The following is a 26,917-nucleotide window of genomic DNA, read 5'->3' as shown; positions in this document are numbered from 1 at the left end:
GACAATGACGGCGCATGCGAAATTCCCAAGTCCCTATGACCTGAAGACGCCGGTCGGCGCCGAGGGCTGGGAGAAGCTCTATCCCTATTATCTCCAGTTCCAGAACAGCCTGCGCGACAAGGAGGACGGCAAGTTCTGGTTCTGCGACTCGCAGCACTGGCCGAGCCCGTTCAAGCCGTTCGACGCCGTCACCGTGGAGTTCGCGGTCAAGTGTCTCGGCCAGTACAACACGCGGCACTATCTGATCCCGCCGGCGAACGGCGTCGAGTACCGCATCCACAATGGCTATTGCTACATGAGCCCGGTGGCGGTGGCGCCCGAGCTGATCGCTGGTCGCGTACCGCATTTCATGGAGCGCGCCGGCTACTACTTCCAGAACTGGGACCGCCTGCTGGCGAACTGGGACAAGAAGGTCCGCGCCAACATCGCCGATCTCGAGGCGCTCAATTTCGAGCCGCTGCCCGAAGCCGTGCCGCTGGAGTGGATCACGGCCGGTGTCGGCCTCGACAACACCTACGCGCTGATGGAGACCTACGACCGGGCGATCCAGCTGCTCTACAAGACCTGGCAGTACCATTTCGAGTTCCTGAATCTCGGCTACGCGGCCTATCTCGACTTCTTCAGCTTCATGAAGGGGCAATTCCCCACCATTCCCGATCAGGCGATCGCCAAGATGGTGCAGGGCGTGGAAGTCGACCTGTTCCGTCCGGACGACGAGTTGAAGAAGCTCGCCAAGCTCGCCGTGAAGCTCGGTGTCGCCGATGCCCTGAAGAGCGGATCGGTCGACGAGGCGCTGGCTGCGGTCGGCCGTGCGCCGAACGGCGCCGAATGGCTGACGGCCTGGAACGAGGCGCAGGATCCCTGGTTCAACTTCACCTCCGGCAACGGCTTCTACTCGACCGACAAGTACTGGATCGAGCATCTCGACATCCCGCTCGGCTATGTCAGGGACTACGTCGTCCGCGTGCAGCGGGGAGAGGAGATCGACCGGCCGACGGAGGCCATTGCCAAAGAGCGCGACCGCATCACGTCCGAATATGCCGAGATGCTCGATGCCGACGCCCGCGCAGCCTTCGAGGGCAAGCTCGGGCTCGCCCGGACCGTGTTCCCCTATGTCGAGAACCACAATTTCTACATCGAGCATTGGTCGATGAGCGTATTCTGGCGCAAGATGCGTGAGCTCGGCGCCATCTTCCGCGATGCCGGCTTCTGGAAGGACGCCGACGACCTGTTCTATCTGAACCGTCAGGAAGTCCGCGACGCGCTGTTCGACTACGGCAACGGCTGGGCCGTTGGCGCACCGGCGATCGGTCCGACCTATTGGCCGCCCGAGATCGAGCGGCGGAAAAAGATCCTGGCTGCGCTCGCGACGACGCCGCCGCAGCCCGCGCTCAACAATCCGCCCGATGTCATCACCGAGCCGTTCACGATCATGCTGTGGGGCATCACCACGGAGAGCATCGGCCGCTGGCTCGATGGCGCCGCCAACACCACCAAGCTGTCCGGCATGGCCGCTTCCCCCGGCATCGTCGAGGGCCGCGCTCGCGTGGTGCGCTCCGCCGATGAGCTCGGCCAGATCCAGCAGGGCGAGATTCTGGTTGCGCCGGTCACAGCGCCGAGCTGGGCACCGATCTTCGGCAAGATCAACGCGATCGTCACGGACATCGGCGGCATGATGTCCCACGCCGCGATCGTGTGCCGCGAATACGGGCTGCCCGCCGTCACCGGCACGGGACGCGCCAGCTCCTCGATCAAGAACGGACAGATGCTGCGCGTCAACGGCTCGACCGGCGAAGTGACCATCCTGTCCTGACCCAATCGAGAGAGGCCGGCGGCGCCGGCCTCTCTCCGCATATGGAACATTGCAATGCTCGATAGGTCCGATGTCGGCAACCGCTATGACGAAGTCTGGCGCATCAGCGAGCCGTACATGCGCGCGCGCAAGAACGACGTCCACATTCCCCTGTCCTATGCCTATGCGCGCAAGCTGCTCGCTCAATATCCGGACGCAGACGAGGACATCGTTTCGCTCGCAATCATCCTGCACGACATCGGCTGGTACACGATCGACATGAAGGACATCATCGAGAAGGGATTCGGTCCCAACATGATGCAGTCCGATGTGCGCTTTCTCCACGAAAGCGAAGGCGTCCGCATGTCACGCGAAGTCCTCGAACAGGCCGATTGGCCGGAGGACATCATCGTCGCGGTCGGCGAGATCATCGACGGCCACGACACTCGCCCCTACCCGCGCTCGCTGAACGACCGGATCGTGCGCGACGCCGACAAGCTGTGGCGCTACACGACCACCGGCGTTGCGGTGGCCTGCGACTGGTTCAAGATGACGCCGCGCCAATATGCGTCGCGCCTGACGGCGCAGCTCGCCGTGCTCGAGACTGAAGCCGGACGACTCATGGCTGAGGAGGCGCTGGGCGAGACCCGAGCCGCGCTGATGCTCGACCTGATCTGAACGAGAGGTCGCGGACATGGACATGTTCATCGATGGCCGCTGGGTTGCAGCCCAAAGCGGAGCGACCTTCGACGTTGTCGATCCGGCAACGGGCGAGACGGTCGACAGCGTCCCGGAGGCTGGGCGCGCGGATGTCGATGCCGCCATCAACGCAGCCGACATCGCATTCCAATCGTGGAAAACGACGCCCGTGGCAGAGCGCGCCCGCCTGCAGAGGAACGCGGCGCGGCTGATGCGCGAGAGTGCCGGTGAGCTTGGTCGCCTGCTGACCAGGGAGCTTGGCCGTCCGCTGGCGGGAGCCGTCAGCGAAATTCAGCGCTCGGCAGAACTGCTCGACGTCTATGCCGAGGAAGGCCTGCGCCTGCACGCCGAGATGCCGCTGACGGGTGTGGCCGGCGAAAAGATCGTCATCACACGCGAGCCGGTCGGCGTCGTGGTCGCGATCACGCCTTTCAACTATCCGGTGACGCTGCTCTGCTTCAAGCTCGGCGCCGCGCTGATGGCCGGTTGCACCGTCGTCGCCAAGCCCGCCGAGGACACGCCGCTGTCGACCTTGCGGCTCGCTGAACTCTTTCGGGCCGCTGGGTTTCCGGACGGCTGCTTCAATGCCGTGACCGGTCGCGGCCCTGACCTCGGCATGCAGATGATCGCGCATCCGACGCCGCGCAAGATTGCGTTCACCGGCGGCACCAGGGCCGGCAAGGCGATCGCTGCTGCTGCAGCCGGAACGATGAAGCGCGTCACCCTCGAGCTCGGCGGCCAGTGCCCGGCCATCGTCTGCGCCGACGCCGATATCGGCGCCGCCGCGGCTGCGATCGCCCGTCACGCCTTCGCCAATTCCGGCCAGTTCTGCTACCGCGTCAATCGCGTCTATGTCGAGCGCCCCATCTACGCGGCCTTTCTCGCTGCGCTCGCCGACAAGGTCGCGCAGCTCGACGTCGGCAACGGCCTGACCTCGAATTGCGCGCTGGGACCGCTCATCAACGAGAAGATATACCGCAACAGCGAGCGTCAGATCGCCGATGCCCGTGCCAATGGCGCAACCGTGCTGACCGGCGGCGTTCGGTTGACGGGCGGACTCTACGACAAGGGCTGGTTCCTGCCGCCGACCGTGATCGCCGATGCGCCCCCCTCCGCGCTCGTCATGACCGAGGAAACGTTCGGCCCCGTGCTTGGTGTCGCCCCGTTCGACGATCGCACCGAGGCGCTGCGGCTCGCGAATGCGACGGTCTATGGACTGGCCGCCTTCGTGTTCTCGCGCAACCTGGCGACAGGACTGACCCTGGCCGAGCGCCTCGAAGCGGGCTCCGTGTGGGTCAACGACATCCAGCGCTCGAACCAGCGCGCGCCGTTCGGCGGCATGAAGCAGAGCGGAATCGGCCGCGAGAAGGGCCGCTACGGCATCGAGGACTATCTCGAATACAAGACCATCTATCTCACCTACGACGCGGAGCTGCGCTGATGCATTTTCTGCGCGAACAGGATCTGCCGATCTGGCTCGCGGCGCGGCCGTGGCTGGACGTCCGCTCCAACGACGAGCATACGCTGATCTCCTATCGTCTCGGCCAGGCGCTGCTGCGGATCCATCCCGACGCGGACGCCGCCGTGGTGCTGCCGGCGATCCTCATGCACGACGTCGGCTGGAAGAAGTTCCCGCCCGAGCAGCTCGCCGCCGCCGTCGGCCCCAATCCCAGATATCCCGAGCTGCAACGTGCCCACGAGATCGAAGGCGTGAAGATCGCAGCCGAGGCGTTCGCACGGCTGGCGATCCCCGGGCTAAGAGTCGAGACCATCCTGGCGATCATCGACGGCCACGACACCCGAAAGACGGCGATCTCGCATGAGGATGCGCTGATGAAGGACGCCGACAAGCTATGGCGCTTCACCGGCCATGGGGTCGCGACGATCGGCGGCTGGTTCGATACGCCGCCGAAGGAGACGCTCGCGATGCTGGAAAGCTTCGTGCTGCCGTCGATGCTGACCGAGGCCGGCACCACCATGGCCCGGGCGCTGATCGCCGAGGGCACGGCGTCTGCGTTCATGGCGGATCTGCTGCACATCGAGGTTGCCACATGAGTCCGATCCAACTGCAAGGCAAGCGCGTCATCGTCACCGGCGCGGCCGGCGGGCTGGGCCGCGGATTCGCGCTCGCCTTTGCTGCGGCCGGTGCCGAGGTCGTCGCCGCCGACATCCGTCTCGGCGGCGCCGACGACACCGCGCGGCTGATCCGCGACCGCGGCGGCAAGGCGCACGCGGCGGAGGTCGACGTCGCGAACGAGACGTCCACCGCGGCGCTGGCGCAATTCGCGCTGGCGCGCATGAGCGGCCTCGACGTGCTGGTCAACAATGCCGCGATCTATGCCGGGCTCGAACGCCGCGGCTTCGAGGCAATCCCGGAGGCCGAGTGGGACCGGGTGATGCGCGTCAACATCAAGGGCGTGTGGATGATGAGCAAGGCGGCCGCGCCACTGCTGCGACGCGCTGGCGGTGGCGCGATCGTCAACGTCTCGTCGGCCACCGTCATGAGCGGCTCGCCGATGTGGCTGCACTACGTCTCGTCGAAAGGCGCCGTCATTGCGATGACGCGTGCGCTGGCGCGCGAGCTCGGCGACGACAAGATCACGGTCAACGTCATCGCGCCCGGCTTCACGCTCACCGAGGCCAGCCTCGGCCTGATGGAGAACGCCGCCGAATATGGCGTGTCCCGCGGAGCCCTGAAGCGCGCGGCCGACGTCGACGACATGGTCGGCGGCGCGCTGTTCTTCGCGTCGGCGGCCGCGGCCTTCATCACCGGTCAGACCCTGATCATCGACGGCGGCCGGCAGTTCATCTAGGGACACGCAACGACCCATGCCCAGAATCACCTTCATCGAGACGGACGGCACCGTGCGCCTTGTCGAGGCCGAGCCCGGCGAGAGCGCCATGCAGGCGGCGAAGCGCAATGGTGTCGATGGCATCATCGGCGAATGCGGCGGGTCCTGCATCTGCGCCACGTGCCATTGCCACGTCGACAAGGCATGGCTGGAGCGCGTCGGCCCCGCCGGCGACATCGAGGTCGACCTGCTCGAATTCGAGGCCGCCGACGTGCGCCCGGAGAGCCGCCTCGCGTGCCAGATCTCGATCACCGACGCGCTCGACGGTCTGGTGCTGCAGGTCGTCGGCCTCAGCCGCTGAACGGCCGGAGGGTTGCACCGGTCTTTGATCACGCCGCACGCATCATCGGCGGTGGGACGATGACGGGCATCGAGCTGCTCGCTTGAACAGATCGACCCGCTTGGTCGATACGGCCGCGCCGATCCTCGCCGCCGCTTTCCCTTCGCATCGCGTCATCTCGTCGCTTGCGCAGCAGCAGGAATGCGGTCGACTACGCTCACAATCGCGCCCGAATACGCCCGATGTTCATGCGCACCCGCGGCCTAAAGAAAAACCAAAGAATGCGGCCTACACTGGATCCTACAACATCGCGCGACGATCTATCAGGTCTAACCGCCTGACTCGTACGCCATCGCCACGCGCCGCACAACGTTCGCCCGTTCAAGGGCGGCAGCGGACCGCAACGAAGAGCAACGAACGCGATCACAGAGCTCGGGAGGAGCAACGCATGCCGAAGCTGCAGCGGCGGGACTATTACGACACGGCCCGCGACATGAACTGGGCCTTCTCCTATGTCAGCGAGGAGGAGGTCTTTCCCGAGAAGCTGTCCAAGAGCTTCGGCATCCATGGCGAGCAGTGGTGGGGCTGGGACGAGCCGTACAAGCTGACCTATCGCGAGTACGTCCATAACCAGGCCGGCAAGGACGACGGCATCTACTCGATCCGCTCGACGATTGCGCGCTCCAATTTGTATGACAATCTCGATGCCGGCTGGAAGTCGGCGATCAAGGCGCATTACGGCGCCATTCCGGTTCCGGAATATTTCGCCTCGATCGGCGAGGCGCGCATGGCCCGGTTCGGCCGCGCTGCTGCCTGGCGCAACATGGCCACCTTCGGCACCCTCGACGAATGCCGCCACGGCCAGGCGCAGATCTACTTCCCCTATTGCCTGCTCGGAAAGGACCCGCAATTCGACTGGGCCCACAAGGCGATGCACACCAACGAGTGGGGCGTGATCGCGGCGCGCAGCCTGTTCGACGACATGTTCACCGCCAATGATGCGGTGTCGACGGCGATCCAGCTGACCTTCACCTTCGAGACCGGCTTCACCAACCTGCAGTTCCTCGGCATGGCCTCGGATGCGCTGCATGTCGGCGACATCGAGTTCGGTGCGCTGATTTCCTCGATCCAGACCGACGAGGCGCGGCATTCGCAGCAGGGCGAGCCGACCTTGAAGATCATGATCAACAACGGCAAGAAGGCCGAGGCGCAGAAGATGGTCGACCAGATGTTCTGGCGGTCGTGGAAGCTGTTCGCGCTGCTGACCGGCATCTCCATGGACTACTACACGCCGCTGGAAAGCCGGACGATGTCGTTCAAGGAGTTCATGCAGGACTGGATCTGCCGGCAGTTCATGGACCAGTTCAAGGACCTCGGCATGAACGTGCCATGGTACTGGGAAAAGCACTTCCTGCCCGAGCTCGACTGGGTCCATCACGCCTATCACATGGGCGTCTGGTTCTGGCGGCCGACCGTGTGGTGGAATCCCGATGCGGGCGTGTCCGCGGCCGAGCGCGACTGGCTCGAGCAGAAATATCCCGGCTGGAACGACCGGTTCGGCAAGCTGTGGGACGTGATCGGCGACAATGTCCGCACGGGCCAGATCGAAAAGACCTATCCGGCGACGCTGCCGGTCGTCTGCAACTGCTGCCACATTCCGATCTGCAGCCCGAGCATCGGCCAGGCGCCGCGGATCACCACGCACAACGGTCGCAAGCTGAACTTCTGCTGCGAAGTCTGCGAATGGGTGTGGAAGAGCCAGCCCGAGCGCTACGACACCCATCTCTCGATCGTGGACCGTTTCCTGGCCGGACACATCCAGCCGCCGACCCTGGAAGGCGCGCTGCAATATATGGGCATCACGCCCGATGTCGCCGGCAATGACGCGCAGAGCTACGCCTGGAATGGCGCGTCTCGCCTCGCGGCCGAATGATCCGCCCAGCATGAATTGACAGGCGCCGCTTACGAGCGACGCACCACCCGACACGACCACAGATATAACAACAAATCTGGGAGGTAAGCGTGGCCCTGTTCCCGCTCCAAGCCAACTTCCGCGGCGACTTCGTCGTCCTGCTGATCCCCGTCGACGACGGCGATAGCATGAGCATCGTGGCCGACAAGGTCGCCCAGCACGCGGTCGGACTGCGCGTCGCCGAGAAGAACGCGTCGAAATGCGTCTACCACAACGGTCGCGAGCTGCCGTCCGCGATGACGGTGGCGCAGTCCGGAATCCAGCCGATGGATTGGATCGAGGTGGCCTATGTCTGACGACGCCGACGTGACGTGGAGGCAGGTCGCGACCTTGGACGACCTTTGGGAAGGTGATTTCATCGGCGTCGAGGTCGACGGCGAGGAAGTGATCGTGATGCACCTTCCTGGCGGCGAGTTGCGTTGCTTCCAGGGCATGTGCCCGCACCAGGAGATCCTGCTGGCGGACGGCAAGGTCGATTTCGAAGCCGGTACCATCACCTGCTCGGCCCATGAGTGGGAGTTCAGCATGGATGACGGCCGCGGCCTCAACCCGCGCGACTGCCGCCTCTTCCGCTACGCGGTGAAGAAGGACGGCGAAGCGATTCTGGTCGGCGTGCCCAACGACGGACGGCTGCGCCGCCTCCGCCACAAGACCGAGCAGGACGCATAGGACAAGCCCATGACCACGACAGCAGCACCGAAACTGGTCGGCCCCGTCATCAGGGGCGTCGACGAGGACATCATCGACGCCGTGATCGCGGCGAGCGAGCAGGACAATCCGGACGTCGAGATCGTCATCGAGGACCGCGGCGGCTATGTCCGCGTCCAGGCCGACCGGAATTTCCGCCTGACGCAGAAGAGCATGCAGGCGGCGCTGGGGCGGCCATTCCGGCTTGCCGAGATCGAGCCGAGCCTGGTGTCGTTCGGCGGACGGCTCGAGTCGATGGACGACGAATGGGTCTGGACCATCCACACATAACAAATTCCGGGAGGATACGTCATGACCGCGATGACCGCGAAGTCGGCTGCGCGCAAGCAGAAGAAGACTTGGAGCCTGTGGACCGAGCGCCGGCTGCCGTCGGAATACGAGGCCGTCACCTACAAGTTCCACAGCCACTTCCGCCGCGCGCCGGCACCGTTCGAGCTGTCCGAGAACTGGTCGATCAACCAGTTCTATCTCAGGAATCGCGAAGGCTCGAGGCTCACGCTGGACGATTGGGAGGGCTATCGCGATCCCCTCACCTACACCTATCGCCGCTATGTCACTGACCAGAAGGATCGCGAGGTCTATTGCGACAACCTGATCGACGAGTTCGAGCGCCAGGACAGCTATCGCAAGCTGTCTGCGCCGTGGCTCGACTTCCTCGGCCAGGCCTATCTGCCGGTGCGTTTCCCGGGACACGCGATGCAGATGAGCGCGGCCTATGTCGCGCAGATGGCGCCGTCGGCGTTCGTGACCAACACCTTCTACTTCCAGATGGGCAACGAGATGCGGCGGGTGCAGCGCCAGGCCTATCTGGCCAAGGCGCTCGCGCTCGACACCGGCCGCCCGGAGCTCGCCGACAGCAACATTGCCCGTACCGTCTGGACGCAGGCGCCGCAATGGCAGGGCCTGCGCGAGCTGATCGAGAAGCAGCTGATCGCCTACGATTGGGGCGAAGCGTTCGTCTCCCGCAATCTGGTGCTGCGGCCGATCTTCGATCACGCCTTCAACCGCGAGATCGCCGATCTGGCGCGCACGAACGACGATGACCTGCTGGCGCTGCTGCACGACGACTTCCGCAACTACGACGAAGCCTATGCCGTCGAGACCACCAAGGCCCTGGTGCGCTACGCCACCGGCAAGGTCCCGGAGCATGCGGTTCTGCTGCGGGAGTGGGTCGCGAAGTGGATGCCGCTCGGCGAGCGCGCCGCGCGCGGCCTCAGCGAGGCACTTTCGGCCGCGCCCGGTGCCGACGATGCACGGGCGATCCTGGAGCGGACCATGACGGCCCAGGCGAGGCTGATCGCGGATTGCGGCTTGTAGTCTGGCAGACGCGGTCGGCGTGCTGCGCCGACCGCCCAAGCCGAAAGGATGGCGTGGATGACCCGGCAACTCCGCATCGAGCCCGACGGTGTCGCGATCGACGCGGCCGGCCATGACACCATCCTTCAGGCAGCGCGACGCGGGGGCGTCGCGCTGCCTTACGAATGCGGCTGGGGCAGTTGCGGTGCCTGCAAGGTGACGCTCATCGATGGGCAGGTCGATCTGATCTTTCCCGGCGCGCCGGCGGTCAATCCGCGCGACGCACGACGCAACCGCATCCTGGCCTGTCAGTCCCGCGCGATCTCGGACGTCACGATCGCCCGCGGTCCCGGCGACTGGTCCGCGCCGACGCCGCGATGCGTCGAGCAACAGGCGACCCTGCGCGGCATCGACGATCTCGCGCCGGAGATCCGCCAATTCAGCTTCGAGACGGCCGAGCCGATCGACTTCCGGCCGGGGCAGTATGCGATCCTGCATCTCGGCAACGGGCTGCGGCGCTGCTACTCGATGTGCAACCTGCCGGGCAGCACCATCCTGCAGTTCATTGCGAAGCGCTACGATGGCGGCACAGGCAGCAACGCGCTCGCGGCGTTGGCTCCGGGGACGCGCATCACCATCGAGGCGCCGTTCGGCGTCTGCACGCTGCGTCGACAGCCGGGCCGCAAGGTGTTCGTGGCGGGGGGCACCGGCATCGCGCCGATCCTGGCGATGCTGCGCGAGGCCGCGGCTGCGCACCTCGATTTCGGATCGCCCGCGGACGTCATCTACGGCGCCCGCACGCCGGCGGATCTCGCCGCTGATGACATGCTGGCGGCGGCGATCACGCAAACTCCCCGGGCGCGCTACCTGCCCGTGGTCGAGCACGCGCCGTCCGGCTGGCCGCATGCGGCCGGCTTCGTCACCGATGTCATCCAGGGCGCAGTCCTGGATCCCGCGGCGGCCGAGTTCTACGTCGCCGGCCCGCCGGTCATGGTGAACGCGGTCAGGTCGCTGCTGCGCGCCGCCGATGTTCCGATCACGCAGGTTCATTATGACAGCTTCGGCTAGAGCAGGCGTGCGCGGTGCTGCACCCATCTGGGCGATGGCGCCTGGACTGCGCCGTCTCGCCACACGTCCCGGCAGCGCGCCGCGGCTCGCACCAACATGGCCCTGCCACCAGCTCGGCGACACCTCGCCCGCCGGATACGCCGCACAGCTCGTGTCCTGCGCCTGCGCGCTGGCTGGCGTCGAAGAGGTACCGGCGCCGATGAACGCCGCAGGCCGCGCCTTCGCGCTCGATGACATCCATGCCATGGGCCAGCCGGAGGCCTTCGTGTTCGCGCCGGTGTGGCTCATCGTTCGCCCCGACGGGTCGCTGCACCTGACCTTGCGGCCGGAATGGGCGCAGAAGGTGGCGGCCAAGGGCTGGGGCACGGTGCATCCGTTCGCACGCTACATGGCGGGCGCCGTGCCGCCGCAGAGCCTCGTGGTCTACGCGCCGCGCGATCAAAGCGAGCTGGCGGTTGCGGCGCGGATCATCGCGGCCGCGCACTGCTACGCGAGCGGCCGCATCGGCGACGTCGCATTGCCCGACAGCCGGTGGTGAGCGATGAGGGAGCTCTCGGCCATGACCAATGAAGGCGGCACCAGGCGGTTTCGCATACGGCTGGAACGTCCGGAGGGGACGTTCACATTCGACGCCATATCCGACGAATATCTGCTGTACAGCATGATCGACGCCGGCATCGAGACGCCCTACATCTGCGAGCAGGGCTGGTGCCTCGCATGCGCCGCGCGCTTGGTATCGGGCAACGTGGACCGCTCCGATGCGCTGACGGTCTACCCTCAGGACGCTGAAGCCGGCTTTCTGCTGCTGTGTTCGACCAAGCCCTGCTCGGATCTGGTCCTGATGCTCGACGAGCGCCAGACCCGACGGGACATGATGCAACACCGGATCGAGCACAATCAGTTGGCGCGAGCCTATCCGCCCGGCGCACGTCTCCGGTTTCGCCGCGGACGCGCTAAGGCGCGAGTCGACGCGTGCACCCGTTCAGCAACAGGGACTCGAACAGATGAGCCGGCGACATCCGCTCAGATGGGGCTGATTGGATCAAAACCAAAATAGCGTTCTTTTGCATAGTATGAGTTGGTGACCATCAAAGCCGCAGAAGGTGAAGCTGGTTCTATCACTGGCGCATTCGTTTGTTGGGTCCGGGCTGGGTCGGCCGCCAGCGCAGCTCTGAACTCGAACGATCCACGGCATCCGACGAGCTGCTTCAGAACAGCCTCGAACGATCGTCTCTGCGTCAGCGCAACACGGGTTCTCTCAATCGTCCTTGCCAAGGGTCAAGCGCCATCGCTTTCATTTCGGGGCCTGAGGAGATCACACAAGACCGCTTCAAGTTGAGTGGCGCATCCCTCGTCATTCGTCCAGCAGATCCAAGAACTGTTCGACCCGTCGTAAAGCAGGTTCATCGCTGCGCCCGGGATAGACGACGCGATCGCCCTCGCGCTGCAGTGACCGCGAGCGTAATTTACCGATCCTCCCTGCGAGCATCGTTGCAGCAATCGCATCCGGGCCGACATCGAGACGCATGATCCCCCGTTGCCTGCAACTTATCCTGAGCTTGGCGACAGCAAAGAAATTGCTGGCCTCGGATGGCAGCTTGCCGAATCGGCGGTGCGTTTCATCCTCGAGCTCCTCCAGTTCGTCATCACTCCGGCACCGGGCGGCTCGAGCGTAGATCTCCAGCCTGACCGCCTCCGATTGCACATAGCTCGAAGGAAGCAGCTCAGGAATGGGAAGATTCAACTCGGGGATCCAGAGGGCGGACATTCCATCGCGGTCTCCCTCCAGGGCAAGCGTAAGAAGGTGGCCGTAGAGCGTCGGTCCGAACACCTGCATGTGGCCGGATTGTCGATCGGAGCGCAGGTCGCCGCCGCCGCGGAGATCGAGGTCGCGAGCGCTGATCGCGAAGCCAGCGCCCGGACGGCTCAATTCCTCGAGAACGGAAAGCCGCTTTTCCGAGCGTTCGGAGCCGCCTTCCGTCAGGAAATGTGCAAACGCCCGGATGCCGCCCCGTCCTACTCGCCCCCTGAGCTGATGCAATTGTGCCAGGCCGAATTTTTCGGGCCAGCACACAACGATGGTGTTCGCACGTGGGATATCGAGGCCACTTTCCACGATGTTGGTCGCAAGTAGTACATCGGCACGGCCTTCGACGAACCCCATCAACCTCTCGTCAATCTCGTCCGTCGGCATCTTGCCGTGAATGGCAATGATACGTAGTTCCGGCGCCAGCGCATGGATCCTGGCGAGCATGGGATCGAGATCCTGGATCCGCGGACAAACGACAAAACTCTGACCGTTACGTCTGTGCTCACGAACCAGCGCAGCGGCGATAGCTATGTCCGAAAGCGGTGCGACCTTGGTGGCAACCGGAACACGATGGACCGGCGGGGTTGCGATCACGCTGAGATCCCTCAAGCCCGTCAAGCCGGCCGCAAGTGTGCGGGGGATCGGTGTCGCACTCATCCAGAGCCGGTGGCCGTTCTTATTGAGGCCCGACAGCATGGCTTTCTCGGCAGCGCCGAAATGCTGCTCCTCGTCAATGATGATCAGGCCAAGTTCGGCAAATCTCACTTCCTTGGATGCGAGCGCGAGGGTCCCGACGACGACCCTGAGTTCTCCGCTCTTGAGGCGCTCCCTTACCTCTCGCGCTTCGGCGGTCGAGGCAACCCGCGACAGGTTTCCAACATCGATGCCAAGAGGCGCAAAGCGCTTGCGGAAGGTTTCGACATGCTGTCGTGCCAGCACTGTCGTCGGCACGACGATAGCGACCTGCTTTCCGGCCAGCACGGCGGCTGCCGCTGCGCGCAGCGCCACCTCGGTTTTGCCAAAGCCGACGTCTCCACAGACGATCCGGTCCATCGGGTGCCCCGATGCAAGATCATCCAGAACGTCGCGGATGGCCTTCGCCTGATCGGAGGTGGTGAAATAGGGAAACCGCGCGACGAACTTCTCATAGACAGCAGGGCGCGGCACGAGCTTCGGAGCCGGGCGCCGCCGGCGCTGACTCATCTGCTTGGCCAGCTCCTTTGCGACCACGTGAATCTCCGTCTCGGCAGCAGCTCGCCGCGGCCGCCACGAGCTGCCGTCGGCCTTGTCCAGCGAGGTGTCTCCGAGCTCAGCGGCGTAGGGCCAGATCAGCGCCAATTCTGCGAGAGGGACGAGAACGGCGTCGTTTCCGGCAAATACCAACCTGACCATCTCGCGCGCCGAAAGATCTCCCGTGCCCATGGATCTCAGGCCGCCAAGGCGTGCGAGTCCACGTTGCAGATGAACGACCACGGATCCGAGTTCGGGGAGATCTCCCGAATCGAAGCCGGGCGTCCATGCCCAGTTCATCGGTTGCGGTTGGTGTGCCCTGCTGCCGAGCACGTCGGCAGCAGTGATGACCACGAGGGGCTTCTTTCCAGGAACGACAAAGCCCGCATCGAAGCCTGCCAACAATGCGGCCTGCTGCCTGCCCCTTGCGGTCGCCTGCGTCCAATCGGGCACGCATTCGGCCTTGATAGCGCTCATCCGGGCCATCACACGCAAATCCGCTTCGACGGCAGCGACGAAAAGCACACGTGCGCTTCCGCGCTGGGCTTCCTCGATAAATGCACGGAGCGCCTTCCGCGGAGAGGCTGCCTTGTAGAACTCTGGCGTCGCACGATACGGAGTGGTTGGCGGCAACACAGTGATCTTCCTGGCCGCCAGCTCCCATTCGCGTCGGCTGAGATAGGCACGGTCACGCTCACTGCGGGCGGCCGCATCCTCGATCGTGCTCAACCAGGTGTCGGCGTGCCTGGGCACGGTGCTGTCGGCGATCCATTTGGCGCGTGCACAATAGTCCAATAGGCTGGACCTTCTTCGAGCCCGGCCCGTGAACGCCAGCCGCTCGGACATCGGGTCAATCAGGAGTTCCTTCGTTTCGGAAATCACCTCCTGGTCTATCGGATTGATCGCTGCAATACGCCGGATTCTCCCTCCGGAATGCTCTATCCTAAAAGGTCCGAACGCGCCGGCCGGGAAGATCTCGAAGGTGTTGCCGTGAAACAAAACTCCACCGGGATAATCCGGACTGTCGTCCAGGTCGTACCCGAGAGCCTTCAGACGGGCCTCAAGGTCTTCCTCGGAAAAGACGGCCCCGGTCCGAAGGGGAAATCCGATACGAGACCAGTTCGCAGGCAACGGCAGGAGCTCCATTATGGCCTCCGCCGTCGCGATCAGCAGGATCGGCTTTTTTGCCCTGGCAAGGCGTCTCAAGACGGAGCTCCGCCGGCCCGCGATATCACGTGAAGGCTCAAGCTGATCGAACGGAAGCGTGTTCAAACGGGGATAGACGAGCACATCACAGGCCGGCTCGATAACTGGGATGATCGAACCCAACAGCTCGGCTCGGCTCTCATTTTCGGCGAGAAACACAAGTCCGCCCCGGCCCGAAGCACGCCATCGCGCGGTAAGATACAGCGCCAACATGCCCAGCGGCGACGAGGAGGAAATGCCAGTCCGAATCGGAGCCTTCGTCGTTGCCGCAACAGATGTCTTCTTCCGCGGGGCGGCCTTTGGTGACGCGGAGCGCTTTGCTGATGTGTTCTTGCGCGGCGTTGAGCCACGGGGCGTACGAAGAGCAGTGGTCACTGAATTCTCGTGCTGAATTGACGAATGCGAGGCAAGCCTGCGAATCTTTGTCGAGCTTTAGCGGATTCGACGGCTTCAAGGGATCCAAACTTCGGAGTGTCGATCACCGTTCTCCCCTTAAGTGCGACGGTGTCACCAACCAGCACCATCGTCGCGCTCCACGTGGCAGACTGAGGTGCATGACAACCATGACGCAGAGATTCGTTCTTGAATGACCATGGTACGAGCGCCGTGATAAGCGTGATTACCGCCTTGGTGACTGGGCTGCACAGAATTCATGAGCCCGGCTGAGACGGGCTGCGGTGGGACTACCCATCACCAGGTTTGAGCAGAGCCGGCGGTTGCCGTGCTATGAGCGATCCCGCGTGATCTCTGCCCTTATGGATATGGGCCTCTGCCGAAGATGCTCAAGCCGCAACGTACGATAACGCAGTGACCCTCGATTCGGCACAATCAAGGCGAACTTCTTCGCGCTCAATCTTGAACGGCGTTCCTCGTGCTCGCTCTCCGTTGCTCCTATGTCGTGAAGGAAGCGCTGAGGTTGAGAACGGATCTTCGGATATTCACACTTGCTGGCCGCTACGTAATCTTGGGGCGCCGGGCGTCTGCCGTCGCGCGAGAAATTCCCGACTTGGCAATGACGCGCGCCCGTTCAACCCTCAATCTCCGGCGGCCGCGCCACCGCTATATTTCGACGGTGACGTTTCATGCGTTCATGCCTTCCGCTTCGGAAGGATCGCGTCGAAAGCGAGCTTGCTCGACCGCTCGCCGCGATCGGTCTCCTTGCGGATGCCGAGCCAGACGAAAGTGCGGCCGTTGTACCAGCGCGTGCGCTGGAAGCTCTGGGTGACACGAATGCCCGCGCGCGGCACCTCCTCCTCATGAAGATTGTAGCCCTGCTGCTGCGGGAGGTCGAGACCGTGGCGCAGCAGATCGGTGCGAGGTTCGACGCGCACCGGCGGATCCGGGTCACGGTCGATGACCCGCAACATTGCAGCGCGACGCAGTTGGATCTCGCGGCTGTCGTTGTCGATGTGCACCGGGATGAATGGGATCCAGTTCTCCGGCATCTCGCTCATCAGCCGATAGCGGATCGCGGCGTCGTTCTCGATCGGCGGCGCAGGTGGTGGGTCCGGCGGCAGGCTCTCCTCCACCAGGCGACGGAAATAGCGGCGGGTGTCGAGCGCGGCGCTGCGCCCGCTCTTGCTGTCGCCCGAAGCCAACATCACCCGCGACTCGACACCCCACACCATGTTGGCCATCTCGTCGCGGAACAGTTCCACCGACTCCAGCGGCTCGCTCTCCTGGATCTTCGGCACGCTGGGCACGATGAACAGGCTGAGATCGGCGGGAATGTCGTCGCTCCCCTTCGTCGCCAGCGTAAACATCGACCAGCGTTGCCAATCGGCGTCCGTGCCCTTGCCCGCGGCTTCGACCCAGATCCGCTCGCCGAAGACGTTGGTCACGCTCATGCCGGCGACCCGGGTGATCGCCCCGGCCGGCACGGTGAACGGCATCAGGAACCAATCGTTGGCGTAGACGAGGCCGAATTCGATCAGCAGCAGCTTGTTGACGTCCGTCGTCTCCGGATCGATGTCGCCGAAATTCGTTCGTCCCTCCTCAAAGGTCCACCAGCGTGTGTTCGGCATCCCGTCGAACTGGATCGGCGCCGGGATGAACGACGCCGTAAAGGTCGTCTCGACGGCGGCCGGCGGCGGCGCGTCCGCGAGGTCACCGAGTCCTGCGCCGGAGGCGTCGACGTCGAAGTTGTACCAGTCGAGATGCCCCTGGAAGTATTCGTCGGCGACCACGAGCTTCTCGCCGCCCGCCTTGGGCGCCGACGCTGCAAAGGCGTATTCGAGGCGATCGGGCAGCCAGGCATCGGCGGCACCCGCGGCGGGCTGGTAGAACGCCTCCCGGTACCACCCAAGGAATTCCGCCTCCGCCGTCTCGATCGCAGCGGCGCTGGCCGGATTGCCGAGCACGACGAGGTCGTGCGCGTGATTGCCGGGCGCGGCCGTCAGATGCTCGACGAGGTCGTAGCCGTCCATCGACCGGCCGGCCAGCGCCGCCATCGTCTGCCAGGCTTCGCGATGGGCGGCGACCGGCGCATCGGCCTTGAGCGCCGGATCTGGCATGGCGACCGGCAGCGCCGCGATGAATTGCTGGGCAAGCCCCGGCTCGATGCCGGCGACGAGCTTCAGCCAGCGCCGGCCCAGGGCGATGCGGAGATCGAACGCGATCTTCTGGCCGGCGAGACGGAACGGGATCGGCCGCCGCTCGACCTTGGCTTCGAGCGGTACGTCGTCCGCAAACGCTTCCGGCGGATTGCCGGCCGCGCGGTATTTCGTCAGTTCGGTGGTCTCGATGTGCACCTTGGCGACGACGGGCGAGCCGGCGTCGTCGCCCTGAAACTCGCCCATCTGCCACTGCTTCGTCAGCAGCCACAGCGGATCACGGACCTCGGCCTTGAGCGCGCGGTCGAAATCGTGCGTGCGTGGACGGCCCTCGAGCCTGTTCCACAACGTGATGGTGGGCAGCTTCACCTTGCCGGAGAACACGGCGGAGAGGTTCTGAACCGCGACATAGTCAGCCATTGCCCGTCTCCGTCTCGGCCAGCACCGCGGCGAGGTTGTTGTTGAAAGCGAAGTTGAGCGAGGCCGTGATCGGATGGAAGGCCACGGCGGACACCAGCGCCGGCAGGAAGCGGGCATAGGCGGTCGTGTCGACGTGGTCGGGCTCGATCGCGCGCTTCTTGGCGAGGTCCATCGTCTCGCGTACCGTGTCGACGAGATCCTGCCACTGCCACGAGCCGACAAATTTCGGCGGCAGCGCCAGCAGCAGAGTCTGCGGCGGTTCGGCGTTTGGCCGGTCGAAGTGGAACGCCAGACCGGTATCCTCGGTCGGGCGCGGGATCACTTCGGTCCACTCGTCGAGCAACAGCCCGAGTTGCCGCCGCGCCGGATCGAAGCTTTCGGCGAAATGCGCGGTATAGAGCAGCTTGTCCTCGTCGATCACGAACGGCTTTCCGTCGGCATCGGTCTCCGGGAATTCGAGTCCGAGCCACGGCAACTCGGGGCGATGCGGAAATTGCAGCGCCTGCAGCGCGACGCCCGCCCCCGTGAACGCGTCGGCGAGGTGCTGCGAAGCTTCCAGATCGTGCAGCTTCGACCGCACCCGCGCGACGCCCGTGAACCAGTCGTCGAGCGGAAAGCGGCGTCCGATCGTCGTCTTGAGGAACCCGAGAATGGCCTCGTCCGCCTGCGCCCCCGCGCCCCAGGCGTTGCTCCATTCACCGGCCTGCGCCGCTGGCAGACCGAAATCCGGAACGATCTTGAAATCGTCGCCGAACAGCAGCTTCGCCGCCGCGGTCAACGCCTCGATCTTGTTCTTCGCCTCCGCCGCGGCATCGTATTGATCGAGCCGGGCCTGGATCGCCGGCAGCCGCGTCGTCAGTTCGAGCGCGAGCGCGGCGGTGCGCTTCGCCATGTCCTCTGCGAGGGCGACGATCGCCGTGCGCTGTGCCGCGATGTCGATCGCCGCCGCGTCGAACGCGGCGTTCGCAGCCTTCGACGCCTCGATGCCGTCATGCAAGGCGGCGAGATCGGACGCATTGTCGTAGAGCATGATAAGAACGGCGCGCTGTCCAACGAAGGCGGCGCGCTTGCCGCTCATGAGATCGTCGCGGAAATCGTCCGGCTGCGCCGGTAGAGGGTCGGTCGCCGTGGTCGCGATCAGCTTTTCGGCCACCCGCAGCGCCAGGAACTTCGCCGCGTCCGGCGCGCCGGAATCAGCGTCGTAGGCGAGTATGCGTGCGTCGAACTCGGCGAGTTGCCTGGTCCATCGAGCGATGTAGCCGGCGAGTACGGCGTGCAACTGGGAGAAGATCCGCCGCCGATCGGCGTAGACGGCACCGGTACCGGTCTGCAACGCCGCGAATGGACCGAGACCCTGCATCACCGATACGAAGCCGGTGATCGTCTGCTCGATCTCCGTGGCGATCTGGGCCTCCTGCTTGGCGTCGAGGCGGGCCTGCAGCGCCGTACGGAAGGCGTCGAGATCCGCAAGCCGCGCGGCGAGCAGATCGCGCGGCAGCGTTGCCCGCTCGCGCGCGAGCGCCGCGTCGAGATCGACCGCCTCGTTCGCCTCGCCGGCCATCGCCATGTCGCTCGCCTTGAGCGGACGTGAACGCAGTAGCAGGCTTCTGAGATGCCGCACCAACGCCGACAGTTCGAACAGCGGCACATGCCCGGCGATCGCCGCAATCCTCTCGCGGTAGGCGATCGTCAGCATTGCGTCCGGGCGCGGTGCATGGACGGCGATCACATGCGCTTCGATCAGATCGTCGAGCGCCTTGGCGGCTGGATCGTTGTCCGGATCGAGCAGATACAGCAGGTCGATCGGCAGCAGGCCGAGATCGGCCTGCGTCACGTTGTAGGTGACGGAGGAGAGATCGAGCGGGTCGGTGACCGTCACCGAGCAGGCGACCGCTGCCGGCGGCGGCAGAATGCCCGCGAGCCAGGCGTTGAGCGCGGGCTCCGCCTTCGCCCGCGGCGATGTCAGCGCGCCGTCGTTCGGGTCGAGCCCGGCCTTGAGATGCAGCGTCACCCGATGGGTCAGCGTCACCCCCGACCGCGGCGCGCGCACCACGTCGGGGGTCGCCGGGAATTTTCCCTTGGAGTAGGTGTCGAGCACGGCGCCGGCGCGGTCGTAATTGCCCTGCACCACCTGATGCACGCTCTCTGCCATCGCGAGGTCGGCGACCGCGTCGGCGATGTCGGCAATCCGCGCGGCCTCGGCGGTGATCGCCGCGGCCTGCTGCGGGCTCGCCGCCGGCAGGTCGGCATCGTGGCCGAACGGGTAGCTGCTCACGCCGCTGGTCTTGATGTGCTCGACCAAAGCAAGGCCGTCGATGACGTTGCGCGCCTCCACCCGGTTGATCCGCAGTCGCCGACCGAACGCGTCGAGCCGGCCGGTACGCGTCGGAGTCAGCCGGTCGCCGACCAGCGGGAACGCCTTGCGGAGGTCGTAGATGAACCCGTCCACTTCGACGTCGTGGCGGTCGTGCAGGCCGCGCTCGAACTGGTAGCCGAGCAGCGCGCCGAGGCTCTGCTCGCCCTTCATTCCCTCGATGATCGACAGCGCGATGCGGACTCGTTCCGAGCTGAGATTGACGGCGAGGCTGCCGGGATTGTCGGGCGTGGCGTTGGACAGATAGCCGTTGCGCAGCACCGCGGCGGTCACCGCTTGGTTCAGCGACGGCGCGTGGATGTAGCCCTGGTTGCTGCGGTCGCGCATCAGCGGCGGCGCATCCGGATCGGCGAAGATCGCCGCGAGGTTTGCCGGCAGTTCGACCGCCGTCAGCTTCTTGAACTCCGGCTTGACGTTCTCGAGCCAGCCATAGGCGCCGAGATAGATCCCGGTCTTCGCCTCGCCGGCCGGTGCGCCCGGCTGAGCGGTCCCCCGGCCGGCACCGTGCGGATAGCGCATCCGTTCCAGTTGGCGGCTCATGATGCCGCCGTACCAGGCGTCGAACCGGTAGGTGCAGAGGTCGAGATGCTCGACGAACACCCGTTCAAGAACCGCCGTCGGGGACCTCTTCAGCCATTCGAGCGCATCGAGCTGGCGCTTGAGATACGCGGTGGCGACCATCGAGGTCAGCACCGTCGGGATGAACTCGCCGACCGTCCTCAGTCCCGTTCCGGTGACCGCGGCGTCGCTGCGGTGGAGGTAGCGCCAGCGGCTGCCGCCGGCCGCAGCCGGCACGGCGAGGCTCGCCTCCTCGACCTGAAAGAACTTCGGCTCGCGCCGCGCCGCCTTCAACTCGGTCTCGCCGATCAGCCCGGCATTGAAGAACAGGCGGATGCTGGTCTCGACGAAGCTCAGGTCGAGCGCGTGATGCAGCATGAGATACAGCAGCGCGTTCGGGCGCTGGGTGAAGCCCTGCTGCAGCCGCAGCGCATCGTGTGAGGTCGCCGCAGCCTTGATCAGCCAGCCGATGTAGTTGTCGCCGCCGGCGGTGTAGGCGCGGATCTGCTCGGTCTCCGACAACGGACGGTCGTCGATCAGCGGGCCCTTGAGCTGGTTGGGCGCCTTGAGAAAGAGTTTCTCGAGGATGTCCGGCACCTCGATCCCCTCGGGCGGCGTGTAGCCGAGCTGCTTCAGCAGATCGAGCCCGCTTCCGACATAGCCCGCGGCGAGCAGGAGCGCGACCAAGGCGCCGCCCGCCCCCTGCATCGCGAGGCGGTTGTACAGTTCCTTGAAGCTTTCGGCGAAGCGCTGCTGGAATTCCACCGATCCGGCGTGCAGACCGAGGACATCGAGCAATATCTGATGACGGTCGCCGCCCGGCTTGCCGATGTAGGACACCCGCGACATCAGCGGCTCGAGGTCGGCCTCGACCTTGCGCAGCAACTGATACAACCGCGTCAGAAACCGTAATTCCGGATCGTCCGGCGCGTGCGCGGCTCCGACTGCGACGTTCGCCCCCGCGAAGATCCACTGGATGCGCGAGCGCGGCGTCGCCGGCAGGATGCCGTAAGGCTGACGACCGACGCGGATCGTGGGCATCGGCCCGCGTGCCGACACGTGCCGAACGAAGAAGTCGCGGGTCCGCTCCACCGTCGAATCGTCGAAGACCGGATGAAGCATGCTCTCCATGAAGTAACCGAGCGTAGCCGGCCACAGTGCCGTGTTCATGGCGCGGGCGTCGTTGACGTCGTGGCGATGGTAGAAGGGGATCGCCGCCAGCGCGGCCGGATCGAGACCGAGCGTGGCGGCGAGGCAGCGTCCGTCTGTCCGCTCGAACCATCCGTCGGGGTCCAGGGGCGGAGTGCCGAAGTAGTGATCGAAGCTGACGTCGGACTCCTCGCGCCAGCTGTAGGCGGCGCCCTCGCCCTCGACGTTGTTGGTCGGCTGGCCCTGCGGCAGGATCGAGAACCCGGCCTTCGACTGATGATGATGGGCGAACAACTGCTCCAGCGCGACCCGGCCGGCGTCTGCATCGGCCCCGAGCCGTACACCGAGCACCATCAACTGATCGAAGCCGCGGCGGAAGGCGGGCGGCGTTAGCGGCACCCGGAATCCCATGCCGGTCTCGACGGCGCGGTCGAAGTTGCGCACCCATTCGAGCTCCGGACCGAACGTGATGTCGTCGCCGTCGTGCGCGACCGACGCGTCGTCCGTTCCGGTCGGCGACGGCGTGACCGGCAGCGGCGACGGAATCGGTTTTCCGAGTTGCTCGAGTTCGAGCGTTCCGCCGTTGTAGCCGAGCAGGACGAGACGATCAGGCAAGGTCCGCGCGGTCGCCGGCTGCGACCAGCCGGTCTCGCGCATCGGCGTGGCGTCCGCGGCGGGAAACTCCAGATACGCGGCGATGACCGTGGTGGTCGCGCGGTCCGCGCCCTCGGGCGGCGCGTCGGCGAGATTCCGCGGCCGGTACGCCTCACGGACCGCCGCGGCGCGCTCGGCCCCGAGCGCGTTGTCGAGCGCGGCGATCGCGTCCGTCTGCGCGGCCACGTCCGTGCCGGCGCGCCACAGCGCGATCCAGAATGCGCTGACCGTACCTCGCTCGGGATCGGCCAGCGGCGCGCTGGTCACCACCGTCAGGATCACGGTCGGCACGCCTTCCACCCTGGCCGGTCGCGCCGCCTCGTTGAGCGGACGATGAGTCTGGGTCACGTAGTAGGACCGCCCCGAGCCCTGTCCGCTCACGAGCGTTCGCCAGGCGGCCCGCTCCCCGGCGGTGTCGTGGTTCGCCCGCCAGACGTCGGCCCAATAGGCCTGGACGCGCTTCACCTCGTCTTCCGACAACGCTTCCTCGAAGCTGTCGACGGCGATGTCGTCCGGATAAACCCGGACCCACAGCTCGTCGCGGTCGCCGCCGAATTCCGCCACCTGCTTGAAGCGCGTTTCGATCCGCAGCGGCATCAGCAGGATCGGCGTCTGATCGGACAGCAGGCCGATGTTGCGGCGTGGGTCGGTGAAGTTCGCAAACAGCCCGATATTGCGGACCACTTCGTCCTTCGCCGCCTTCAGCGCGCCGCCCAGCCGCTCGATCTCGGAGGCCGCCGCCTTGGTCTCCTTGTCGATCGCCGCCAGCGCCGGATCATCGGCGCCCTTGCTGACGCGCGCGGCCCGTGCGCGGTCGCGGATCAGCCGCGCGCGGGTGTGGCGAAGTCGGCCGATCTCGCGCGACGTCGCATCGGCCGCGGCGCGCGACGCTTCCAGCTCCTTGCGGATATCATCGAACTCGGACATTTCGCCTCCGCCGCCCCCTGTCGTGTCCGCTGCGCGATCAGTTCGGCAGCATCTCGCTGCCGTGCACCGCGACCAGCACGGGAACCTGGTAGAGGATGTAGGCGAGCTCCGCGGAGTTGCTGTCCGGATGCCAGCGTAGCGCCTTGTCCTCGTCGTACTGTTGTTTCTTCTCCTGCAGCTCCGGCGCCACCGGATCGTCCAGGGTGAGGGTCGGCCCGCCCGGCCTGATCTGCAGAAAGCCCTTGTCGGCGTCGGACAGCACGTCAGGCCAGGCGAGGTCGTTCCAGACGTTGAGCGGCCCGTCGCGAGAAATATCGAGGCCGAAGCGCGGCTCGCCGGGCCGCTCCTTGATGACGAAGAACCAGCCCGGCGCCGTCGAATTGCCGCGGCCGGTGCCTCCCTTTGCCTCCTTCGAGGTCAGGTCGAAGCCAATGAAGGTGATGTCGGGATCGACCTTGGCTTCGTAGAGCGGTGTGCGCAGGCGGTCTTCCACCGGACCGTCGGTCTCCAGCACCCGCTCGACGCGGGGATTGATCGCGCCGCCGTCGTCGCGCTGCCAGCGCGCCTTCTGGGCGTAGATCACCGCGGTGGGATATTTCTTCAGCAGCTCGCCGCGGATGACGAGGACGACTTCCTCCTCGTTCTCGCCCGGCTTCTCGCGATGGTCGTGATCGCCGAGCTTGGAGAACAGCGACCAGGTGTGGAGCGGCGGAATATCGCGGAGCTTTTCGCGCAGTTCGTCCTTCGACAGGCCCTCCCGGTCGATCACGCCGCTCGGGTCCCAGAACTGGCGGAAGCAGCTGCCGCGCTGGTCGGTGGGATATTCGCGCCACAGCAGCTCGCGGGCGAATTCATGGTTGAGGCCGACCATGTAGGCCTCGATGAAACGCTGATTGGTCTCGAGCAGCGTGATCGTGTTCTGCGGAATCTTGTCGATGTTCGGCAGGAAGTGCTCGTCGGACAGACCGAGAAGCGGCTTGTACATCGGCAGGTCGATTTCCGGATATGCCATCACAGGCTTGAACACTTCCGGCTGCAGCAGCGTCGCGATCCCGTTGATGGCCAGCACTCGCGGCGGAATGGTGATCGAGGAGAAGGTGAAGGCGGGCACCGTCTTGTCGGGATCAATCGCAGCGAAGGTCGACGCTCCGAGCGCGGCGATGTCGATCGGCTTGCGCAACGGCGGCTTGCCGAGATCGGCGCTGACCGTGAGCAGCCGGTTGAGATCCTTGAGGGCCAGTTTGAAGCGCGCCGCCTCCGGGCTGTCGGCGGACGAAGCGCCGCCGACAGGCTCAGGCGCGGCGGGATCGGGATCGCGGATGGTGAACGACGGAAAGCCCGGCAGCGCGTCGATGATCTCGGGCGAAGCCCCTTGCGGCAACACGCCGGTCGCGATGCCGGCCTGCTTCTCCAGCCGCACCAGCCATCGGAACAGCGCCAGCGCCGCTGCCGCGACCACGATCGCGAGCGGGACGGCGACGGCCAGCAGCAGCACGGCGAGCAGCAGCAGAACGACCAGTAGGACCCACTTCGCCCAGCGGTGCTTGGTGAGCCAGTTGGTCAGCTCCGCGGGCAGCGACTTCGGCTGAAGCTGCGCGGCGACATCCTCCACCACCGGCAAGGCTTCCGGGGTGACCCGCGGCGGCGCCGCGCTGACCTCGCCGCGATTGATCTTCTCCAGCAGCTCTTCGGCGCCTTTCGGCGAGTCGAAGCCGAGCGTCGCCGCGAGCTGGTCGCGCGGCCGGACCGCGCGCCGGAACGGCGCGGACAGCGCCGCGCGGGGCACCGTGCTTTCCTTGAGCCGATGGCGCAGCGTGAAGCCGTCGGCGATCACCCGGCGCTGCACCGGCGCCATCATTGTCAGCCCGCGTTCCGCACTGAGATCCTTCAGCGGCCCGAGATGGCGCGCATGCCAGATCGCGGCCGCGGCCTTGGCGAATTGCGCCAGCCTGATCCGCCGGTTCGCCGCAAGGATGTCGCCGACCTGGTCCCAGGCGGCGTCCATATAGGCCTCCTGATTCTTCTGCACGACCGCCGTGCCGAACGCGGCGGGAACGCGAAACCGCGGGTCCAGATTGAGCTCGTGCACCCAGTTGCGCGGCTGCGGCGCGTCGCTGCCGTCCGCCTCCTCAAGCAGCCGTTCGGTGAGCGCGTGCCAGCGGCCGTACAGCGGCGGCGTGATCACCGGGTCGGGCGCGCCTTCGCGGGCATAGTCGTCGGTCAGGTTGACGAAGCCCGCCAGCGCCTTCTCGAATTCGTGCGCGTAGGGTTCGTCCCAGCCCTCGTAGGCCGCGGCTTCCGCCTCCTGCGCGCCGGTCAGCGCCTCGTCCGGCACCTTGAGCGCGCCGCCGAGCCGCAGCACCCCGTGGAGCCCGGCGACCGCGATGGGCGGCATCCCGGAGCCGGGCGTCTGCGTGTCCATGTCGCGGCGGCCGAGCCGCGAGTCCGGCGGACGCGGCTTCAACAGGCGGACGAGGTACTCGAAATCGCCCACCGTCCCAGTCTTGAAGTACCACCGCTTGTACACCGGATGCAGCGTCGGGAACGGCCGGTCGGTATAGTCCGCCCAGGCCGACAGGGTGGCGAAGAGTGCGGGATTCGCCGCCGGCGCGATTCCGAGGCCGGCGAGACGGCCGCTCTCGAAGGTCGGCACCACGAACGCATGGTAGGACGTATTCGGCTTCAACTGACGTGGCGACAGGACGCGCGAATAGGCGTAGTCCGGATTGCTGGCCAGCAGGCTCTCCAGTCGCGCCCTCGCCTGGTCCGCATTGGTCGATTCCACCACGCCGTCCTGCTGGATCAGGTCGCGGTTGACGTGGACGTGCGCCCAGGCCCAAAGCTGGTCGGCGGGCGGAAATACCGAGGCCGGATCGCCCGTCACCTCGATCGCCGGCAGCGGCCGCGCCGACGACACCGCGACTTCCTTGAACTCCTCCACCTCGAGCACCAGGAGTGCGAGCCACGGGCGCAGCCGGTGGCGCGACTCGTCCGGCGCCGCTGGCGTGTAGCGCCACGGAAAATCCTCGTCGTAGAACTCAACGAAGGGCAGGTAGTTCGGCTCGAAATTGGTGATCCAGTCGCGCGGCTCCACCTTCACCACCGCCATCGGATCGATGCCGACGATGTCCCCGGGACCATAGAGCGCGACATCGCGCGAAATCGTCGCCGTCAGATCCGTGTCGCCCTGGACCGGCCGCCCGGCCAGCGACAAGTCGACCCTGATCGTCGCGCGCAGCGCCACCGAGTTGTCGTTGTCGGACGCCGTGATGCTGTTCGCCACGCCGAGCCGCAGCCAGGGCAGGAAGGAATAGGTGCCGATCGTGTCGCTCATCCCGCTCCTCCCCGCCGCCTCGCCGGATCGCCCGCC

General features: G+C 65.8%; 18 protein-coding genes. 14 read left to right on the top strand and 4 right to left on the bottom strand.

Annotated features, from left to right (window positions below; all coding sequences use genetic code 11):
* Positions 1 to 4 precede the first annotated feature (4 nt).
* The 14 genes from QX048_RS20840 to QX048_RS20775 all read left to right on the top strand — a co-directional run bounded on the left by QX048_RS20840 (position 5) and on the right by QX048_RS20775 (position 11,724).
* Positions 5 to 1,813, top strand: a complete 1,809-nt coding sequence (locus QX048_RS20840; protein WP_315751484.1) for a PEP-utilizing enzyme — start codon at positions 5 to 7, stop codon at positions 1,811 to 1,813.
* Between the two features lie 54 nt (positions 1,814 to 1,867).
* A complete protein-coding gene (locus QX048_RS20835; protein ID WP_315826585.1) occupies positions 1,868 to 2,470 on the top strand; it encodes an HD domain-containing protein in 603 nt (200 codons plus the stop codon).
* Positions 2,471 to 2,486: 16 nt separating this feature from the next.
* Positions 2,487 to 3,932 carry an aldehyde dehydrogenase family protein gene (locus tag QX048_RS20830; RefSeq protein WP_315826584.1) on the top strand — a complete coding sequence of 482 codons (1,446 nt, stop codon included), beginning with the start codon at positions 2,487 to 2,489 and terminating at the stop codon, positions 3,930 to 3,932.
* Positions 3,932 to 4,546, top strand: a complete 615-nt coding sequence (locus QX048_RS20825; protein ID WP_315826583.1) for an HD domain-containing protein — start codon at positions 3,932 to 3,934, stop codon at positions 4,544 to 4,546. Before QX048_RS20830 ends, QX048_RS20825 begins: the two co-directional genes overlap by 1 nt.
* Positions 4,543 to 5,304, top strand: a complete 762-nt coding sequence (locus tag QX048_RS20820; RefSeq protein ID WP_315826582.1) for an SDR family NAD(P)-dependent oxidoreductase — start codon at positions 4,543 to 4,545, stop codon at positions 5,302 to 5,304. Before QX048_RS20825 ends, QX048_RS20820 begins: the two co-directional genes overlap by 4 nt.
* Before the next feature lie 16 nt (positions 5,305 to 5,320).
* On the top strand, positions 5,321 to 5,644 hold the full coding sequence (locus QX048_RS20815) for a 2Fe-2S iron-sulfur cluster-binding protein (RefSeq protein WP_315826581.1): 324 nt from the start codon (positions 5,321 to 5,323) through the stop codon (positions 5,642 to 5,644).
* Positions 5,645 to 6,071: 427 nt separating this feature from the next.
* Positions 6,072 to 7,556 carry an aromatic/alkene/methane monooxygenase hydroxylase/oxygenase subunit alpha gene (locus tag QX048_RS20810; protein ID WP_315826580.1) on the top strand — a complete coding sequence of 495 codons (1,485 nt, stop codon included), beginning with the start codon at positions 6,072 to 6,074 and terminating at the stop codon, positions 7,554 to 7,556.
* 89 nt (positions 7,557 to 7,645) lie between these two features.
* A complete protein-coding gene (locus QX048_RS20805) occupies positions 7,646 to 7,891 on the top strand; it encodes a toluene-4-monooxygenase system B family protein (RefSeq protein WP_315826579.1) in 246 nt (81 codons plus the stop codon).
* Positions 7,884 to 8,264, top strand: a complete 381-nt coding sequence (locus QX048_RS20800; protein ID WP_315826578.1) for a Rieske 2Fe-2S domain-containing protein — start codon at positions 7,884 to 7,886, stop codon at positions 8,262 to 8,264. Before QX048_RS20805 ends, QX048_RS20800 begins: the two co-directional genes overlap by 8 nt.
* 9 nt (positions 8,265 to 8,273) lie before the next feature.
* Positions 8,274 to 8,573: an MmoB/DmpM family protein gene (locus QX048_RS20795; protein ID WP_315716254.1), complete on the top strand. Its 300-nt coding sequence runs from the start codon at positions 8,274 to 8,276 to the stop codon at positions 8,571 to 8,573.
* A 21-nt stretch (positions 8,574 to 8,594) separates the two neighbouring features.
* The gene (locus QX048_RS20790; RefSeq protein ID WP_315826577.1) at positions 8,595 to 9,620 is read left to right on the top strand and encodes an aromatic/alkene monooxygenase hydroxylase subunit beta; all 1,026 of its coding nucleotides are present in this window, start codon (positions 8,595 to 8,597) and stop codon (positions 9,618 to 9,620) included.
* Positions 9,621 to 9,677: 57 nt separating this feature from the next.
* Positions 9,678 to 10,667, top strand: a complete 990-nt coding sequence (locus QX048_RS20785) for a 2Fe-2S iron-sulfur cluster binding domain-containing protein (RefSeq protein WP_315826576.1) — start codon at positions 9,678 to 9,680, stop codon at positions 10,665 to 10,667.
* A gap of 7 nt (positions 10,668 to 10,674) precedes the next feature.
* Positions 10,675 to 11,205: a luciferase family protein gene (locus QX048_RS20780; protein WP_315826575.1), complete on the top strand. Its 531-nt coding sequence runs from the start codon at positions 10,675 to 10,677 to the stop codon at positions 11,203 to 11,205.
* A gap of 21 nt (positions 11,206 to 11,226) precedes the next feature.
* Positions 11,227 to 11,724 carry a 2Fe-2S iron-sulfur cluster binding domain-containing protein gene (locus tag QX048_RS20775; RefSeq protein WP_315716258.1) on the top strand — a complete coding sequence of 166 codons (498 nt, stop codon included), beginning with the start codon at positions 11,227 to 11,229 and terminating at the stop codon, positions 11,722 to 11,724.
* A gap of 297 nt (positions 11,725 to 12,021) precedes the next feature.
* Here QX048_RS20775 and QX048_RS20770 read toward each other — a convergent pair whose 3' ends face one another.
* From QX048_RS20770 to QX048_RS20755, 4 genes are all read right to left on the bottom strand, one after another.
* Positions 12,022 to 15,126 carry a DEAD/DEAH box helicase gene (locus QX048_RS20770; RefSeq protein ID WP_315826743.1) on the bottom strand — a complete coding sequence of 1,035 codons (3,105 nt, stop codon included), beginning with the start codon at positions 15,124 to 15,126 and terminating at the stop codon, positions 12,022 to 12,024.
* A gap of 875 nt (positions 15,127 to 16,001) precedes the next feature.
* Positions 16,002 to 17,885, bottom strand: a complete 1,884-nt coding sequence (locus QX048_RS20765) for a hypothetical protein (RefSeq protein ID WP_315826574.1) — start codon at positions 17,883 to 17,885, stop codon at positions 16,002 to 16,004.
* Complete coding sequence (locus tag QX048_RS20760; RefSeq protein ID WP_316192224.1) at positions 17,878 to 23,547, bottom strand: hypothetical protein; 5,670 nt, start codon at positions 23,545 to 23,547, stop codon at positions 17,878 to 17,880. Before QX048_RS20760 ends, QX048_RS20765 begins: the two co-directional genes overlap by 8 nt.
* A gap of 37 nt (positions 23,548 to 23,584) precedes the next feature.
* Entirely contained in the window at positions 23,585 to 26,881 is a 3,297-nt protein-coding gene (locus QX048_RS20755; RefSeq protein ID WP_315826572.1) for a hypothetical protein, read from the bottom strand.
* Between the last annotated feature and the right edge of the window lie 36 nt (positions 26,882 to 26,917).

Origin of the sequence: Bradyrhizobium sp. SZCCHNS30572 (genome assembly GCF_032484415.1) — a bacterium.
GTDB lineage: Bacteria > Pseudomonadota > Alphaproteobacteria > Rhizobiales > Xanthobacteraceae > Bradyrhizobium.
This window is presented reverse-complemented; position numbering and strand designations above follow the sequence as displayed.

Coding starts and splice junctions, on each gene's coding strand:
- QX048_RS20840 (WP_315751484.1), top strand. CDS start 5: ATGACGGCGCATGCGAAATTCCCAAGTCCCTATGACCTGAAGACGCCG.
- QX048_RS20835 (WP_315826585.1), top strand. CDS start 1,868: ATGCTCGATAGGTCCGATGTCGGCAACCGCTATGACGAAGTCTGGCGC.
- QX048_RS20830 (WP_315826584.1), top strand. CDS start 2,487: ATGGACATGTTCATCGATGGCCGCTGGGTTGCAGCCCAAAGCGGAGCG.
- QX048_RS20825 (WP_315826583.1), top strand. CDS start 3,932: ATGCATTTTCTGCGCGAACAGGATCTGCCGATCTGGCTCGCGGCGCGG.
- QX048_RS20820 (WP_315826582.1), top strand. CDS start 4,543: ATGAGTCCGATCCAACTGCAAGGCAAGCGCGTCATCGTCACCGGCGCG.
- QX048_RS20815 (WP_315826581.1), top strand. CDS start 5,321: ATGCCCAGAATCACCTTCATCGAGACGGACGGCACCGTGCGCCTTGTC.
- QX048_RS20810 (WP_315826580.1), top strand. CDS start 6,072: ATGCCGAAGCTGCAGCGGCGGGACTATTACGACACGGCCCGCGACATG.
- QX048_RS20800 (WP_315826578.1), top strand. CDS start 7,884: ATGTCTGACGACGCCGACGTGACGTGGAGGCAGGTCGCGACCTTGGAC.
- QX048_RS20795 (WP_315716254.1), top strand. CDS start 8,274: ATGACCACGACAGCAGCACCGAAACTGGTCGGCCCCGTCATCAGGGGC.
- QX048_RS20790 (WP_315826577.1), top strand. CDS start 8,595: ATGACCGCGATGACCGCGAAGTCGGCTGCGCGCAAGCAGAAGAAGACT.
- QX048_RS20785 (WP_315826576.1), top strand. CDS start 9,678: ATGACCCGGCAACTCCGCATCGAGCCCGACGGTGTCGCGATCGACGCG.
- QX048_RS20775 (WP_315716258.1), top strand. CDS start 11,227: ATGACCAATGAAGGCGGCACCAGGCGGTTTCGCATACGGCTGGAACGT.
- QX048_RS20770 (WP_315826743.1), bottom strand. CDS start 15,126: ATGTTGGCGCTGTATCTTACCGCGCGATGGCGTGCTTCGGGCCGGGGC.
- QX048_RS20765 (WP_315826574.1), bottom strand. CDS start 17,885: ATGGCTGACTATGTCGCGGTTCAGAACCTCTCCGCCGTGTTCTCCGGC.
- QX048_RS20760 (WP_316192224.1), bottom strand. CDS start 23,547: ATGTCCGAGTTCGATGATATCCGCAAGGAGCTGGAAGCGTCGCGCGCC.
- QX048_RS20755 (WP_315826572.1), bottom strand. CDS start 26,881: ATGAGCGACACGATCGGCACCTATTCCTTCCTGCCCTGGCTGCGGCTC.